13 protein-coding genes are annotated in these 15,643 nt (G+C 61.5%); 2 read left to right on the top strand and 11 right to left on the bottom strand.

Annotated features, from left to right (window positions below):
- The first annotated feature begins 145 nt into the window (after nt 1-145).
- Together MJ639_RS08115 and kce are read left to right on the top strand one after the other, a co-directional pair.
- Nucleotides 146-1,486 carry an aminotransferase family protein gene (locus MJ639_RS08115; RefSeq protein ID WP_243370164.1) on the top strand — a complete coding sequence of 447 codons (1,341 nt, stop codon included), beginning with the start codon at nt 146-148 and terminating at the stop codon, nt 1,484-1,486.
- Nucleotides 1,483-2,406, top strand: a complete 924-nt coding sequence (gene kce, locus MJ639_RS08110; protein ID WP_243370162.1) for a 3,5-dioxohexanoate:acetyl-CoA acetone transferase — start codon at nt 1,483-1,485, stop codon at nt 2,404-2,406. Before MJ639_RS08115 ends, kce begins: the two co-directional genes overlap by 4 nt.
- Before the next feature lie 119 nt (nt 2,407-2,525).
- Here kce and MJ639_RS08105 read toward each other — a convergent pair whose 3' ends face one another.
- The 11 genes from MJ639_RS08105 to MJ639_RS08055 all read right to left on the bottom strand — a co-directional run bounded on the left by MJ639_RS08105 (nt 2,526) and on the right by MJ639_RS08055 (nt 15,552).
- Complete coding sequence (locus MJ639_RS08105) at nt 2,526-4,118, bottom strand: isocitrate lyase (RefSeq protein WP_243370160.1); 1,593 nt, start codon at nt 4,116-4,118, stop codon at nt 2,526-2,528.
- Nucleotides 4,119-4,456: 338 nt separating this feature from the next.
- Entirely contained in the window at nt 4,457-4,816 is a 360-nt protein-coding gene (locus MJ639_RS08100; RefSeq protein ID WP_243370158.1) for a YbaN family protein, read from the bottom strand.
- A gap of 64 nt (nt 4,817-4,880) precedes the next feature.
- Nucleotides 4,881-6,173 (bottom strand): amidase, encoded by a 1,293-nt coding sequence (locus MJ639_RS08095; RefSeq protein WP_243370156.1) that lies wholly within the window; start codon nt 6,171-6,173, stop codon nt 4,881-4,883.
- An 86-nt stretch (nt 6,174-6,259) separates the two neighbouring features.
- A complete protein-coding gene (locus MJ639_RS08090; RefSeq protein ID WP_243370153.1) occupies nt 6,260-8,392 on the bottom strand; it encodes a sensor histidine kinase in 2,133 nt (710 codons plus the stop codon).
- 1 nt (nt 8,393) lies between these two features.
- Complete coding sequence (locus tag MJ639_RS08085; protein ID WP_243370151.1) at nt 8,394-9,443, bottom strand: sensor histidine kinase; 1,050 nt, start codon at nt 9,441-9,443, stop codon at nt 8,394-8,396.
- Between the two features lie 8 nt (nt 9,444-9,451).
- Nucleotides 9,452-9,901 (bottom strand): response regulator, encoded by a 450-nt coding sequence (locus MJ639_RS08080; RefSeq protein WP_243370148.1) that lies wholly within the window; start codon nt 9,899-9,901, stop codon nt 9,452-9,454.
- The gene (locus MJ639_RS08075) at nt 9,902-12,142 is read right to left on the bottom strand and encodes an ATP-binding protein (protein WP_243370146.1); all 2,241 of its coding nucleotides are present in this window, start codon (nt 12,140-12,142) and stop codon (nt 9,902-9,904) included.
- Nucleotides 12,139-12,705, bottom strand: coding sequence for a biliverdin-producing heme oxygenase (locus MJ639_RS08070; protein ID WP_243370138.1), 567 nt, complete (start codon nt 12,703-12,705; stop codon nt 12,139-12,141). Before MJ639_RS08070 ends, MJ639_RS08075 begins: the two co-directional genes overlap by 4 nt.
- The gene (locus tag MJ639_RS08065; RefSeq protein WP_243370136.1) at nt 12,702-13,454 is read right to left on the bottom strand and encodes an ABC transporter permease; all 753 of its coding nucleotides are present in this window, start codon (nt 13,452-13,454) and stop codon (nt 12,702-12,704) included. Before MJ639_RS08065 ends, MJ639_RS08070 begins: the two co-directional genes overlap by 4 nt.
- Nucleotides 13,451-14,389 (bottom strand): ABC transporter ATP-binding protein, encoded by a 939-nt coding sequence (locus MJ639_RS08060; RefSeq protein WP_243370134.1) that lies wholly within the window; start codon nt 14,387-14,389, stop codon nt 13,451-13,453. The genes MJ639_RS08065 and MJ639_RS08060 overlap by 4 nt, the downstream gene beginning before the upstream one ends.
- On the bottom strand, nt 14,386-15,552 hold the full coding sequence (locus MJ639_RS08055) for an ABC transporter permease (protein ID WP_341482637.1): 1,167 nt from the start codon (nt 15,550-15,552) through the stop codon (nt 14,386-14,388). Before MJ639_RS08055 ends, MJ639_RS08060 begins: the two co-directional genes overlap by 4 nt.
- Nucleotides 15,553-15,643: the final 91 nt, after the last annotated feature.

Here is a 15,643-nt window from a genome sequence, read left to right as displayed (position 1 = left end):
TACGAACCTTTGCCCCCGTCCCGACGTCACTTTGGGCCATTCCTTTCATGAATGAGGAAGGTTCATCCTATTTATTTGATCATTCCTGTCGAGCGATGTTTCTTATTTCCAACACGCGCATAGCGGGAAGGATAGGACCAGAACCATGTCGAACCTGTTTTATCAGACGCGGCTGCGTCGCCCGCTCCTGGACCGCGCCGAGGGCGTCTACATGTGGGACGTCTCGGGCAAGCGCTATCTCGACGGGTCGAGCGGCGCGATGGTCTCGAATATCGGCCATTCCAACCCGGTGGTTCTCGAGGCCATGCGCCGCCAGATGGAGAAATCCACCTTCGGCTACCGCCTGCATTTCGAAAACGAGCCCGCCGAGGAATTCGCCCGCCAGATCGCAGACCGTATGCCGCCGGGCCTCGACCGGATCTTCTTCGTCTCCGGCGGGTCCGAAGCGGTGGAGAGCTGCCTGAAGCTCGCCCGGCAATATGCGGTGGCGAAAGGCGAGTCCTCGCGCTTCAAGGTCATCTCGCGCTTTCCCTCCTATCACGGGTCGAGCCTCGGGGCGCTCAGCGTCACCGGCATGTCGCTCATGAGCGCGCCCTTCGCGCCGATGATGCACGAGATGCCCAAGATCCCGGCACCGACCTGCTATCTCGACCGGGATGAGCTGAGCGATCGTGATCGCGGCCTGAAATACGCCCGCTATCTGCGCGACGAAATTCTCCGCCAGGGTCCCGAGACGGTGCTGGCCTTCATCATGGAGCCGGTCGGCGGTGCTTCGACCGGCGCGCTGGTGGCGCCTGACAGCTATTACGCGGAGATTCGCCGGATCTGCGACGAGTTCGGTATTCTCCTGATCGCCGACGAGGTGATGAGCGGTGCCGGGCGCACGGGGCAATATCTCGCCTGCGACCATTGGAAAATGCGGCCGGACCTCATCGCCTTCTCCAAGGGCTTCGGCGCGGGCTATGTGCCGCTCGGCGCGATGGTCGCGGATCGGCGCATCGCAGATGCGGTCATCGACAATGGCGGCTTCATCCACGGCTTCACCTATGCGGGCAATCCGCTGGCCTGCGCGGCGGGCCTCGCCGTGCTCGGCGAGATCGATCGTCTCGGGCTCGTGGATGCGGCGCGCGTGCAGGGCGACAAGCTGAAGGCGCGTCTCCAAGCGCTCATGCAGCGTTACTCTTTTGTCGGTGATGTGCGCGGCAAGGGCCTGCTGCTTGCCTTCGAACTCGTGGCGAATACCGATACCATGGAGCCTCTACCGGTCGAGCTCAATGCTCATAACAGGCTCGTGGACATCGCCTACGACAAGGGCCTGATCATTTATTCGCGGCGCACGCGCGGCGGACGCCTGGGCGATCACTTCCTCGTCTGCCCGCCGCTCATCGTCACCGACGAGCAGATCGACGAGATCATGGGCGTCCTCGTGGACAGCCTCGATACCTTCGCGAAGGAAACCGGCCTCGCCTACGGAGCAGCCGCATGAGCAAGCCTATCATCATCACCTGCGCCATCACGGGTTCCATCCATACTCCGACCATGAGCCCGCATCTGCCGGTCACGCCGCAGGATATCGCCCGTCAGGCGATCGATGCGGCCAAGGCGGGTGCCGCGATCATCCATCTCCATGCGCGCGATCCGAAGACGGGCATGCCGAGCGCGGATCCGGATCTGTTTGAGGAGATCCTGTCCACGATCTCCAAGGAGACGGACGCGGTGCTCAACATCTCCACGGGCGGCAGCTCGCGCATGAGCATCGACGAGCGTCTCGCGCCAGCGCGCCGTCTCGAACCGGAAATGTGCTCGCTCAATATGGGCTCGATGAATTTCGGCCTCTTTCCCATGGCCGAGCGTTACGACAACTGGAGCCACGATTGGGAGCCCGGTTTCCTGGAGGCGACGCGCGGCATCATCTTCCAGAATACCTTCAAGGATATCGAGACGATCCTGTCCGATCTCGGCGAAGGTCGCGGCGTGCGCTTCGAGCTTGAATGCTACGATGTGGGCCACATCCAGACGGTGGCCTTCTACCGCAAGCGCGGCCTGCTCAAGGGCCCCATCTTCCTCCAGTTCGTCCTTGGGGTGCTCGGCGGAATCGATCCTGCGCCCGAGCAGCTCATGCACATGAAGGCGACAGCCGATCGCCTGCTCGGAGATGACTACCAGTTCTCCGTGCTCGCCGCCGGCCGCCAGCAATTTCCGCTCGGCACCATGGGCGTGATCCTGGGCGGCAACGTGCGGGTGGGTCTCGAGGACAATCTCATGATCGAGCGCGGCAAGCTCGCCACGAGCAATGCGGAGCAGGTGAGCAAGATCCGCCGCATCGTCGAGGAACTCGGCCAGCGGGTCGCAAGCCCTGCGGAAGTGCGCCAGATGCTCGCGCTGAAAGGCGCCGCCCGCCACTAGGTTGCACCCTGGAGAGTGCTTGAGACACATTCAGCAAAGTGAAAAGGCGGGTCGCAATGCTGCGACCCGCCTTTTCTTTGATCGAAGGGCAAGACAGGAATGTCTTGCCCTTGCGTTTATCAAGCCGCGAACTGATTCATCGTGTTGTGCGCACCGCCGGCCTTGAGCGCGGCTTCGCCCGAGAAGTATTCCTTGTGGTCGTCGCCGATGTCGGATCCGGCCATGTTCTGGTGCTTCACGCAGGCGATGCCCTGGCGGATTTCCTGGCGCTGCACGTTGCGGACATAGCCCAGCATGCCCTGCTCGCCGAAATACTCCTTGGCGAGGTTGTCCGTGGAGAGAGCCGCCGTGTGATAGGTCGGCAGGGTGATGAGGTGGTGGAAGATGCCCGCGCGCTTGGCGCCGTCCGCCTGGAAGGTGCGGATGCGCTCGTCGGCTTCCTGCGCGAGATCCGTGCTGTCGTAGTCCACGCTCATGAGTTTCGCGCGATCATATGAGGACACGTCCTTTCCTGCTTTCTCCCATGCATCATAGACCTGCTGGCGGAAGTTGAGGGTCCAATTGAAGGACGGCGAGTTGTTGTAGACGAGCTTCGCGTTCGGGAAGACCTCGCGGACGCGGTCGACCATGCCGGCGATCTGCTCGATATGCGGCTTTTCGGTTTCGATCCAGAGAAGATCGGCGCCGTTCTGAAGCGCCGTGATGCAGTCGAGCACGCAGCGGTCCGCGCCTGTGCCGGGACGGAACTGGAACAGGTTGCTCGCGAGACGCTTCGGACGCAGGAGTTTGCCGTTGCGGTTGAGCACCACATCGCCGTTGACGCAATTCTCGGGCGTGATTTCCTCGCAATCGAGGAAGCTGTTGTAGAGATCGCCGATATCGCCGGGCTCGCGGCTGATGGCGATCTGCTTGGTGAGGCCCGCGCCCAGAGAGTCGGTGCGCGCCACGATGAGGCCATCATCGACGCCGAGCTCGAGGAAGGCGTAGCGCACGGCGCGGATCTTGGCGAGGAAGTCCTCGTGCGGAACGGTGACCTTGCCGTCCTGATGGCCGCACTGCTTCTCGTCCGACACCTGGTTCTCGATCTGGATGCAGCAGGCACCCGCCTCGATCATCTTCTTGGCGAGCAGGTAGGTGGCCTCCGCATTGCCGAATCCCGCATCGATATCCGCGATGATCGGAACGATGTGCGTCTGGTAATTGTCGATGGCGTTGAGGATTTCCTTTTCCTTGACCTGATTGCCGTCTTGGCGGGTGGCATCAAGATCGCGGAACAGCATGCCGAGTTCCCGGGCATCCGCCTGGCGCAGGAAGGTGTAGAGTTCCTCGATCAGTGCAGGAACACTGGTCTTCTCGTGCATGGACTGGTCGGGCAACGGACCGAATTCGGAGCGAAGCGCGGCCACCATCCAACCGGAGAGATAGAGATAACGGCGCTTGGTGGAGCCGAAATGTTTCTTGATCGAGATCATCTTCTGCTGGCCGATGAAGCCGTGCCAGCAACCGAGCGACTGCGTGTACTTGGCAGGATCCGCATCATAGGCCGCCATGTCCTCGCGCATGATCTTCGCGGTGTAGCGCGCGATGTCGAGGCCACTCTGGAAGCGGTTCTGCAAACGCATGCGCGCCACGGACTCGGCATTGATGCCGTCCCAGGTCTTGGCAGTTTCGATGATGCGCTGAGCCTGTGTGATCTGATCTTGATAAGCCACGTTCGTATTCCTCGTTTTTGAACAGGTTGAACGAGGAAGTAGCGGGCCCGTTCAGGGCAGGTAAGGCGAGTTAAGGTTCAGGTGTGAAGCCTTACAAGCTGTGCTGTGTTAAGCTGTAAATTATTGACAGATTCTGCAATCTGCCTTGCCTTTGATTTCATTGGAAATTCTGCGTCTCCGCGCTTCTTGATGCCTGAAAGCGAAAAGGAGATACATCTTAAGTCTATGGTTTAGACTAGGAAAAGCAGATCCCTCAAACTGGAATCATAAGGGCCAGCAACCTCGATCTCCCAAACTGTAAAGTCCTTACAGAATCGCCGTCCAAGATCGCATCGACCTTACGGCCGAGGTGTCGGGCGGGTGGCGATGTAAAGGCCGACACTGCCCATGACCACAGCCAGAATGAGCGGCAGATAAGGGCTTGAGGACAGCCAGACCGCGACGGCATAGGACGCCGCCATGACCAGAAGCGCGTAGACCTTGGTGCGGGGAGAAATAGCGCGCTGGTCGCGCCATGTGGTCAGCAGCGTTCCGAAACGGGGGTGATCGTAGAGCCACGCGGCAAGGGCCGGGTTCGAACGGGTGAAGCACCAGGCGGCCAGGATGACGAAGGGTGTTGTCGGCAGAACCGGCAGCACAATTCCCAAAATGCCGAGCGCAAGGCTTGCATAGCCGAGGGAAAGATAAAGCCTCCGCATCACTTTCGATTCCGTTCCCTATCCAGAGAAGAAGAACGTTCCTTCTCCTGGATCGTGCCGCTGGTCAGCGCAGGAATTCCTGCTCCATGCTTGCCGCGATGCTGAGAAGGCGGCGATCCATGCCATGCCGCGCCATCAGCATGAAACCGACAGGGCGCTCGCAGCCGGGCAAGGGCAGCGACAGGGATGTGAGATCGAACTGGTTCGCCACCTGCGTGTTGCGCAGGATCAGCGCGTCCGTCTCGTTGTAGAGATCCTCGTCGGCTTCGAGCGGCGCCATTAGCGGCGCGGTGATCGCTGTCGCCGGCAGTGCCACCACGTCGAGGGCGGCGAGACGCTGATCCATGGCGTTCGCGAGAGCGCGACGATGACGCATCATGCGCAGGTAAACATGAGCCGGAACGGCGCTGCTGCGGGCAAGCCAGTAATGAACACGCGGATCGATCTCCCCCGCACGGCTCTCGAGCCAATCCGCATGAACCTCCGCCGCTTCGATGGAAGCGATGGAGGCCGCCGCGGTGGTCTCCCGCATGGTGAGCAGAAGATCGTCGATGGAGTGATCGACGATGGTCGCGCCCGCCTGAGAAAGGAGGCTCAAGGCGCGCTCGAAGGCCTCCTCCACCATTGCCTCGGTGCGCGTAAAGAGGCGCCCGCGCGGAATACCGATCCGCAATCCCGACAACGGGCAAGGTTCGAGCGAGTAAGGCTCCTCGCCCGCCATGATTGCATCGGCGGCGGCGCAATCCTGCACGGAACGCGCGAGAGGGCCGATGGAATCGAGGCTCGGCGATAGAGGAAAGGCACCTTCCAGCGGCACGCGCCGCGCGGTCGGTTTAAAGCCCACGACGCCGTTGAGCGCGGCGGGAATGCGCACTGATCCTCCCGTATCGCTGCCGATGGAAATCTCGGACGTACCCTCCGCCACCGAGACACCCGCGCCGGAGGAAGAACCTCCTGGAATGCGCAATGGATCAATCGCATTGCCGGGTGTACCGTAATGCGGGTTGAGACCGAGCCCCGAGAAAGCGAACTCCACCATGCCGGTTTTGCCGATGATCACGGCTCCGGCTTGTCGCAAACGGCGCACGATGGCGGCATCCCGCTCGGCGGGAGGCGCATCACGCAGCACGAAGGAGCCAGCCGTCGTCGGTTCGCCGGCCACGTCGAACAGGTCTTTGATGGAGACGAGCGACCCGTCGAGCGGCCCCAACGACACGCCTGCGCGCTGACGCGCGTCGGCGGCATCGGCGGCGGCCCGCGCCGCTGCGGGATAGAGCTTCGTGAAAACCCGCTCGTCATCCTCCCGCGCAGCCAGCCGCGCCAGGATCATTTCGAGTTTGTCTCGCACTGCCATCATGGAAGCATCCGGATGAAATAAAACACCTTGTTACCATCAGATGCCGGAATGCCGTGTCAAGGCCCTGATCCCGCGGGATGGGGGTTTCAGGATGCAGCCCGCCTCTTGTCCTCTTCCTCCACCTCGCCATCCACCATCACGTTCTTGATCGGGAAGGTGATGACGCAGCGAATGCCTTCAGGCTCGAAAGCGAGCTTGATCTCACCGCCGAGCTGCTGTGCGAGACCACGCTGAATGAGTTTCGTGCCGAAGCCCTGGCGCTTGGGTGGCGAAACACTCGGACCGCCGCTCTCGACCCATTCCACGATCAGAATGGGCGGGTTGAGAGAAGGTGTGACTGCCCACATTATATTGACCTTGCCTTCCGGCACCGTGAGGCTTCCGTATTTCGAGGCATTGGTGGCCAGTTCGTGAATGGCAAGACCCAAGGCCAGAACCGCGCTCGGCTGCAGGTTGATCTGGGGACCACGCAGACGGATGCGCTGGCGCATGGCATCCTGATAGGGTTCGAGCTCGTTCTTGAGCACATCTTCGAGCAATGCGCCCTGCCATTGGGTGGCAGTGAGAAGATCGTGCGTCTTCGAGAGACCCTGCAACCTTCCGAGGAAAGCATCCCACGCGAGGAGATCCCCATCCTGGGCGGAGCGGCGCGTCATGGCGGCGACCGATTGCACGGTGGCCAGAGTGTTCTTCACACGGTGATTGAGCTCGTGCAGCAAAAGCCCCTGGCGTTCATCCGCCAAACGTCGCGCCGTAATATCTTGAGAAACACCGACCAACGAGAGAGAACCGTCCTTGCCTCCACGCACGCGACCGCTGATGCGGATCCAATGCTCGCTGTGGTCGGGCCAAATCGCGCGATATTCCACATGAAGCGTGGATCGGTTCTCGATGGCTCGGGCGACGGCCTCAGCCTGTCGCTGGCGATCGTCCGGGTGAATGGCGGCAAGCAGGTCTTCGTAAGAAAACGGTTCGTCCGGCCTGCGGCCGAAATTGGCGCGGCACATGACCGAGGTGATGAACTCGCCCTTCGACGGCGTGTATTCCCAGGAGCCGAGATCACCCGCGCTCAAAGCCAGACGCAAGCGCGCCTCGCTTTCGGCGATGCCGGCAAGCACCACTTCCCGCTCCTGTGCCTGCTTGCGGATGTCGGAAGCTGCCTCTGCAACAGCCTTCTGGATCGTGTCGAACTCCAGCACACGCGTTGTTGCGCCTGTCACCGACTGTCCCGCGCCAAGCGCATGGGCCGCGGCCACGAGCTGATCGACAGGGCGGGCGACGAGGCGTGAGAGAATGGCGGCAAGCGCAACGCCGATCAGGATGCAGCCGACCATGATCACGAGCCAGAACAGAGAGCGTTGAAGCGAGGCAAAAATCTCCGTGTCAGGCACGCTCAGCACAAAGGTCCAGCCATAGGCCGACGATTTGCTGAAGTAGGTGCGTACGGGGACATTGTCGAGCGTCACGCTCTGCATATTGCCTTCCGTGGAAGTGCTGATCGCATCCCGCACGACAGGACTTGCAAGCTGGCCTACATACCGCTCGGGAGAGCGGGAGCGCGCGACGATGCGGCCGCTGCGGTCGAGCACGGCCGCGTTCCAATCCGCGGCGATGCGCTGGTCTGCAATGAGGCGCTGGAAGACTTCGGTGCCAATGGCGGCCGAGAGAATATAGGCGACTTTCTCACCGATGATGACGGGTACGTCCAGGGTGATCAACGTCTGACCCGTCGCCGGCCCGATGTAAAGATCCGACAATTGGGCCTTGCGCGTTTCCAGCACCTTCGCCAGAGCGGTGCGGCGTGTGCTGTCGGACAAGGGTTCGCCATAAGGCACGCGCGTGTTGAGGCGGATTTTGCCGTCCGGCTCGATCAGGGCAACCCAGGAGGGGCTGGCAAGCCCCACCTCTCGTGCCTGTTGGTGGAAAGCGCCGAAATCGCTGCTGGCGATGTAAGGAGATAATGCGAGGACATGTAAAGCCATCTCGCTCTTCTCGATCTCGCGGTCGAGAGAGAGGCTGAGCGCGCGCGTGGTTTCCTGAAGACGTTGATCCATCCCCTCCCGCTCGGCACGATAGCCAGAATAGAAGCCGATTGCCGCGATCAAAACAGCGGGCAGGGTCAATGCGAATACCAGGCCCCACAGCACCTGACGCAAGGATGTGCGAGAGCCGATCGGCAGAATCGGTTTTTTAGGTGAGAGATGATCCTGTCCGCTCATGTCAGCCGACTTCATGAACCGGCATGAGGACACGCACCAGAACCTCAGGTGCATCGCTCGGCCACTCGACACTCGCATCGAGCTGTCGCGCCAAACCTTTCAGAATCGTTCCTGAGGCGCCTTCCTGCGCCGCACGTTTCTCTTGCGGGCTGAAGGCATCGTCGGAAATCTGGAAGAGCAGCTGGTTGTCGCGCACGCGCATGCCGAGCTTCAGCTTGCCGTGACGCTCCTTGTAGGCATGGGTCAGGGTATTGACGATAAGCTCATTGAACAGCAGCGCCATGGGCGCCGCCTTGGCCGCCTCGACCTCGATGTCCTCGACATCGAATTCGGGCATGATTGCCATGTCGGGCCGCGCGGCCGCCAACTCTTCGCAAAGTTCGCGGGCAAAGCGGCTCACGTCGAACCGGGATGAGCCGTTTCCGTCATAAAGATCGCGATGCGCCGCGCCGAGAGCCTGGAGGCGCTCGCGCATGCGCTCCAGCACGCGTGTGGTCGCCTCGTCTTCCGCATGGCGGATTTCGATACCAGTGAGAGAGAGAAGAAGCTGCAGATTATTTTTCACCCGATGATCGAGTTCATGCAGAAGCGCTGTCCGCTCGTCGAGGAGTTTCTGCAGCGCATCCTGGGCTTGGCGCTTCTCGGTGCGCTCGCCGGCCTCGGCCAAGGCGCGCAGCACCGTCGCGGGCAGCCGATTCAGCTTGTCCTTGATCACGTAATCCGTCGCGCCGCGCTTAAGCGCTTCGACGGCGACCTCCTCGCCGAGCGCTCCGGACACAAAGACGAAGGGTAATTCCGGGCGGCGCTCGCGCACCAGCTTCAAAGCATTCAAGCCATCGAAGCCTGGAAGGAGGTAATCGGCGAGCACGAGGTCCCACGTGCCGCTGCCCAGTGCTTGGGAAAAGTCCTGCTCCAGGTCGACCCGCTCTATATCGGCCCGCAATCCTGCCGCCGACAGGGTCTCCGTCACCAGCTCGGCATCGAGCGCGCTGTCCTCCAGAAGGAGGATGCGGAGCGTTCGGCTGGACTGGAGAGCGGGCGCCCTGTCCATGATTGCACCTAGCTGTCGGCCCGCCGCGGCGGCGGCTCGTTGAGGATAGCCCAGAATACGCCGAGATCCTGGATCGCATCGAAGAATTCACGGAAGCCCACCGGCTTCACCACGAAGGCATTCACGCCGAGCTCATAGCTGCGGATCAGGTCGCTTTCCTCTCGCGAGGAGGTGAGCATCACCACAGGAGTCTGTCTCAGATCCGGATTGGCCTTCACCTTTTCCAGCACCTCGAGACCGTCGATCTTGGGCAGCTTCAGGTCGAGCAGAACCACGGCGGGATCGCTCGTGTTGCGGCTTTCATGAGCCCCACGTCGATGGAGGAAATCGAGCGCCTCCTCGCCGTCGCGCACCACGACGACTTCATTGGCCAACTGGCTCTGCTCCAAGGCGGCCAGGGTCAGTTCAAGATCCTTGGGGTTGTCCTCAACCAACAGGATCGGCTTCAAATCCGGCATTCACGCCGCTCCTTCACTCTCAGGCAGGGCAATATAGAAGGTTGCCCCCTTATTCGGCTGGCCTTCGGCCCAACTGCGCCCTCCGTGTCTCTCGACAATGCGGCGAACATTGGCCAGACCGATTCCGGTTCCCTCGAAATCCTCGATCCTGTGCAGGCGCTGGAAAACGCCGAACAGCTTGTCGACGTATTTCATATCGAAGCCGACACCGTTGTCGCGCACGAAAAACACGACATCCCCGTTATCCCGATAAGAACCCACTTCGATATGAGATGTATCCCGAGTTCGGGAATATTTGACGGCATTATCCAAAAGATTCTCAAAAACAAGCCGAATCAGCACTGGATCGGCAACGATGGGCGGCAGGTTCCCAATGCTCCATTCGATCTTCTGGTCGCCCACATGCATAATCAGATTCCGGCGAACTCCCTCGACAAGCTCAGCCGTATCGACGGCTCGGGGCTTGAGAGCCGTCCGTCCCATCTGGGAAAAGCGGAGCAAGTTGTCGACGAGAGTTCCCGCCGTATAGGCCGATTCGATGATGGTATCGATGTACCGTTTGCCACGCTCGGACAGATCGGACCATTCCTGCTTCTTCAGGAGTTCCGAATAACCCACGATATGCCGGAAGGGTGCCCGCAGGTCGTGCGAGACGGAATAAGAGAAAGCTTCCAGCTCCTTGTTCGAGCGGCGCAGCTCATCGGCGAGAGCCGCCAGCTCCTCCGCCCGGCGCAGAACGATGCCGACGACGGCGTTGCGCAATTCCTTGACCGCCTCGATCTCGCTTCTGTCCCACGCCAGCGAGCGGCCACTTACCGTCTCCTTCCAGATCTCGAATGACAACCGCGGATGAAGCCGCGTGGCGCCGGCCTCCTCCCGAACGGGTTTTTCGGGATTGCCACCCCATTTCACGGTCTGCACGATCTCGGGGCGGAACCAGAGTATGTAGCTCGACCGCATCTTGGAAATGGAGATGGAGAGGAGCCCGCTGGCCTTGTCCACATAGGCTTGCGCCTGCGGAAAGGTCTCGGCGAGCCGGTCGGTGACGAACACATCTTCCGGATGATGCTCGGAGAGCCAGGCATAGAGCGCCTTGACCTGCCGTTCGCCGGGCGTTTCGCCCAGGCACCAGCAATGATCCTCCGTGACGATGGCGACGCCTTGGGCTCCCGCGAGCCGCATAAGATCGTCAGGATTGTTCACGAGACCGTCGATAAAGAAATTCTCGCCCGCCATGTAGGCGAGAAGACGGGCCTGAACGGCGCGCAGACGAACGCGATTTTCCGCCAGCGTCGTATTTTCCCGCGCTTCAAGCTGAAGCGAGAAGATCTGGGTGAGGAAGTCGCAGGCACTGCGCACCGGCAGCGAGACGCGCTTCGGCACGCTGTTATGGCAGGAAATGAGCCCCCAAAGCGCGCCGTCCCGCAGGATCGAGATCGACATGGAAGCGGGCGTTCCCATGTTGCGCATGTATTCGAGATGGACCGGCGACACGCTGCGCAGAACCGAGTCGCTTAAGTCGAGCGGTGCGGGATCATGCGACTGGATCGGCACCGGAATGTAGGCCGCATCCGGGATGATGCGCAGGCGGTTGCGGCGGTAAAGCTCGCGCGCCTGGGCCGGAATGTCGGATGCCGGGAAGCGCAAATCGAGATAGGACGGCAGCGCGTCGTTCCGGTCCTCCGCAATCACGGTTCCGTTCCACTGCTCGTCGAAGCGGTAGATGAGCACCCGGTCGAACCCGGTCATGCGGCGGATATCCGCGGCCGCCAATTGGCAGAGCCGATCCACGGTGGAAGCGCCATGCAGCTCTTCCACGAAGCGTCGGAGAGTCGGATAGAGCGCGTCGATGCTGGAGATCGTGTCTTCCGGCACCATTTCGAGTTCGAGAACCACATGGCCGTCGGAATGGGAGACCACCGCATCGAAAGCGATTTCTCCGTTCGCCGTCTTCAGAAGAACCGTCCGGATGAAGCGGGCCGTACCGGAGGGCATCGGCTCGGTCACATCTTCCGCAAGAACGGCGGCGATGTTCGGCAATGCCTCATGAAAGGGCTTTCCAAGCAGCGAGGGCGGATCGATTCCGAAAACGGAAGCAATGTTCGCAGTCGCATGGGTCACCGTCATGTCCGTGCGCGACAGAGCGAACAGCACGCCATGGGGCTGGATGCTGCCGGGGATGTGGATGGGCTCCCGCTCGCAGGCAGTGAGGTCGATTTCTTGCGGTTCTTGGCTGCTCATGGAATCTCACATAGCCAATCGTGCATCACGTCGAAGGTTTTCTGTGCCGTGCTCACGATTTCGTCATCGGTATCGGGAGACGACACCTCCAGAAGCCTTGCGCCGAACTGCTTCCACATCATAGCCGTCTCACGCCCGTAGCTTTTGAAATAGGCACAGCCCGTCTGTTCATCGAAGCCCAGCTTCCGCTCCACTTCGCGCGCGATGATCGCGCCGCCCAAGGTGGCTCCCTCGACCACATACATGCTGCCGAGCACCGCGGAGGGCGACGGCAAGGGCATGAGAGGGTCGCATTGCGGCAATCGAATGATCTCTTCTTCCGACAGGCCCAGAGTCACAAGATCTTTCACCAGGAGTTTCGTCTTGCACCGGCTCTCGAAGAACGTCTTGTCAGGCGCGATGGCTCCGGCCGCTTTTTCCCAGGCGCTGTGGAAGCCGTAGAAGCGGATCAGCAAATCCTTGTAGCCGTCGCGGGCGGCGATGCGGCGTTCGAGATCCATTGCGGTCTCGATGCGATCGTGGGCGGGCCGGGTTTCCGTTTTCAACCGCTCGAGCAGCGTCATGACACCTCATCCAGAGATCGGCCGAGCTTTCGCGCCGCGAGCCGTTCGATCAAGCCCAGCCCGTCGTGGATCAGAACCGCCAGCAATGCAACCACCAACCCGCCCTGCAGAACGAAAGCGATGTTGTTCGACTGCAATCCTGCGATGATCACCTCGCCGAGCCCTTTTGCCGCCACCGTCGATCCGATGGTGGCGGTGCCGAGGCTGATGATGACCGACAGGCGAATGCCGGCGAGAATCAAAGGAAAGGCCAAAGGCAATTCCACCTGGAACAGGCGCTGGCGATCGTTCATCCCCATGCCGCGTGCCGCTTCCAGCGTTTGCGGCGAAACCTGCGTCAGGCCTGTGAGGGTATTTTCGAAAATCGGCAAAAGGCCATAGAGAAACAACGCGATGAAGGTGGGCTTCTCGCCGAAACCCACGAGAGGCACGGCGATGGCGAGCACCGCGATGGGTGGGAAGGTCTGCCCGATATTCACGAGGCTGCGTGAGAGCGGCAGGAACTCTGTCCCTGACGGGCGCGTGACGAAGATGCCGAGCGCGACCGCGATGACCGTGCTGGCAAGTGTCGCGAGAACCACTGTTCGCAGGTGCTGCAGGGTCAGGGTCAGAAGACTGCCCTGGTTATAGATGGCAGGCGCGCGATTGACGGTCAGGGGCTCGAACACGAACGCGAAAGCATGCGGCATGACGATGAAGGCCACGAGCAGGATCAGAGCCGTCAACCGGATGAGCGAGGAGAGCTTCATGGGAGTGACCGCCCATGCTCCAGAATGCCGTCCACACTGACCCTGCCGATGATCGCACCCTTGGCATCCGCCACAGGCAGCGCCCTGTGACCGGTCCACATGAGGCGCGAGAGCGCATCGTGGAGACTGTCCGACACGGCAATCGGCTCGCCTTCGGCAGCGCCCGGCTCGACGGCCTCCTGCACCTTCGCAAGCGAGAGGAGACGGAAGGGGCGCTCCGCCGTTCCCACGAGGCGCTCCACGAAATCATCCGCCGGATGCATCAGTAATTCGGCGGGCGAGGCATATTGCAGAAGACGCGCCTGATCCATGACGGCGATGCGGTCGCCGAGATGAAAGGCCTCGTTCATGTCGTGGGTGACGAGCATGATGGTCGTGCCCAGGCGTCTTTGGATGGCGAGAAGATCGTCCTGGGCTTTTGCGCGGATCACGGCATCGAGAGCGCCGAACGGCTCATCCATCAAAAGAAGCGCAGGCCGCGCTGCCAGCGCGCGCGCCACACCCACGCGCTGCTGCTGGCCGCCGGACAATTCATGCGGAAATTTTCGCGCGAACTCCGCCGGGTCGAGCTGGAAGAGATCGAGCAATTCCTCGACGCGCTGCGCGATGCGCTTACGGTCCCATCCGAGCAGGCGCGGCACCGTGGCGATGTTGTCGGCCACGTTGCGATGGGGGAACAGGCCATAACCCTGGATCACATAACCGATGCGGTGCCTGAGGGTATCCTCCGGGATCCTGCGCGTATCCTCGCCGTCGATGAGTACCCGGCCCGATGTGGGCTCGACGAGACGATTGATCATGCGGAGCAGGGTCGACTTGCCCGCGCCCGACGTGCCGACGACGACGGTAAGCGTGCCTTCCTCAACCTCGAAAGATACGTCTTCCACCACGGTGTTGGTGCCGTAGCGCTTGGTGAGATGTTCGATCTCGATCATGCGAGCGCTCCCTTGGCGATGTCGACCAGCGCATCGAGAACGATGGAGGCCACGAATGAAAGACCGACGGTGGGAAGGGCGCCGAGCAGCACAAGGTCGATGGCTGTCTGGCCGATGCCCTGGAAGACGAAAGTGCCCAATCCCCCTCCTCCGATGAGCGCCGCCACCGTCGCAAGGCCGAGATTTTGTACTGATACGATCCGGATGCCCGCAAGGATCACCGGCAATGCCAGAGGCATCTCGACTTCCAGGAGACGCTGGCGCTCCGAGAGGCCCATTCCGCGCGCGGCATCCACGACGGAAGCAGGCACCTGGCTCAGTCCGGCAATCGTATTCGCCACGATGGGAAGCAGCGCATAAAGAACGAGAGCGATGAACGCTGGAGCAGCGCCGATGCCCTTGATGCCGAGAGCCGCAGCAAGCGGCACGCTGGCGGCAAGGGCTCCGAGCGGCGCCATGAGCAGGCCGAACAGGGCAATGCTCGGAATCGTCTGCACGATCCCCAAACCTTGCAGCATCGCGATGCGCAACGTTCTGAATCGATGGCCGGCAATACCGATGGGAATTCCCAAAAGGCACGCTACCGCCATGGAGCCGAAGGCCAACACGAGATGCTGTCTCGCCTCACGCCAGAACGTGTCGGCGCGCGTGTGATATTCTTTAAGAATCGAGAGCTCGTTCCAGATCCCCGAAAACAACAGCAAGGCCACGGCGCTGATGCCGACAGCCAGGGCGGCGAGCCTTCCATAAGGGCCGAGTCTCATGCGCGCCAGCGCATCGATGGCGAGAATCGAGAAGGCCGCCGTCAGAAGCCAGAAGCCCGTAGACGGCGAGACGCGCGCGAAAGTGTTGTCCGCAGGCGTGAGATACCCGGCGGACAAGCCGAGGGAAGGTAAAAGTACGGCAAGGCCGATCACGGCGGAGCCCAAACGCCCCAACGGATCGCGCACGATTGCGGCCCCCGCCGCAACGGCCAGCGCCACGATCGCGACGACGGCACTCATGGTGAAAGGCAGCGCCTCGATCAGCAGGCGCGACTGTCCTGACGCGATGCGGGTTGCGCGATAGGTAGCGAAAGGAGCGGCAAAGAGCGCGACGCCGATGAGAATGGCGATCACGGTGCCGAGCCGGTCGAGAGAAAGCATGGGGCGTGGAGGAACCACGCCCAGCACACTCGTCCTTGATTTTGCGGAACTCACGTTGAACCTTTGTCTTGGCCGTCCCGCCGCCTGTTTCGCGAGAGAAGCCTTACGC

The sequence above is a fragment of the Microvirga solisilvae genome (assembly GCF_022808595.1).
Classification (GTDB): domain Bacteria; phylum Pseudomonadota; class Alphaproteobacteria; order Rhizobiales; family Beijerinckiaceae; genus Microvirga; species Microvirga solisilvae.
This window is presented reverse-complemented; position numbering and strand designations above follow the sequence as displayed.

Excerpts from the sequence above, each read along its gene's own strand:
- MJ639_RS08115 (WP_243370164.1), top strand. The coding sequence starts at position 146 with ATGTCGAACCTGTTTTATCAGACGCGGCTGCGTCGCCCGCTCCTGGAC.
- kce (WP_243370162.1), top strand. The coding sequence starts at position 1,483 with ATGAGCAAGCCTATCATCATCACCTGCGCCATCACGGGTTCCATCCAT.
- MJ639_RS08100 (WP_243370158.1), bottom strand. The coding sequence starts at position 4,816 with ATGCGGAGGCTTTATCTTTCCCTCGGCTATGCAAGCCTTGCGCTCGGC.
- MJ639_RS08095 (WP_243370156.1), bottom strand. The coding sequence starts at position 6,173 with ATGATGGCAGTGCGAGACAAACTCGAAATGATCCTGGCGCGGCTGGCT.
- MJ639_RS08090 (WP_243370153.1), bottom strand. The coding sequence starts at position 8,392 with ATGAGCGGACAGGATCATCTCTCACCTAAAAAACCGATTCTGCCGATC.
- MJ639_RS08085 (WP_243370151.1), bottom strand. The coding sequence starts at position 9,443 with ATGGACAGGGCGCCCGCTCTCCAGTCCAGCCGAACGCTCCGCATCCTC.
- MJ639_RS08080 (WP_243370148.1), bottom strand. The coding sequence starts at position 9,901 with ATGCCGGATTTGAAGCCGATCCTGTTGGTTGAGGACAACCCCAAGGAT.
- MJ639_RS08075 (WP_243370146.1), bottom strand. The coding sequence starts at position 12,142 with ATGAGCAGCCAAGAACCGCAAGAAATCGACCTCACTGCCTGCGAGCGG.
- MJ639_RS08070 (WP_243370138.1), bottom strand. The coding sequence starts at position 12,705 with ATGACGCTGCTCGAGCGGTTGAAAACGGAAACCCGGCCCGCCCACGAT.
- MJ639_RS08065 (WP_243370136.1), bottom strand. The coding sequence starts at position 13,454 with ATGAAGCTCTCCTCGCTCATCCGGTTGACGGCTCTGATCCTGCTCGTG.
- MJ639_RS08060 (WP_243370134.1), bottom strand. The coding sequence starts at position 14,389 with ATGATCGAGATCGAACATCTCACCAAGCGCTACGGCACCAACACCGTG.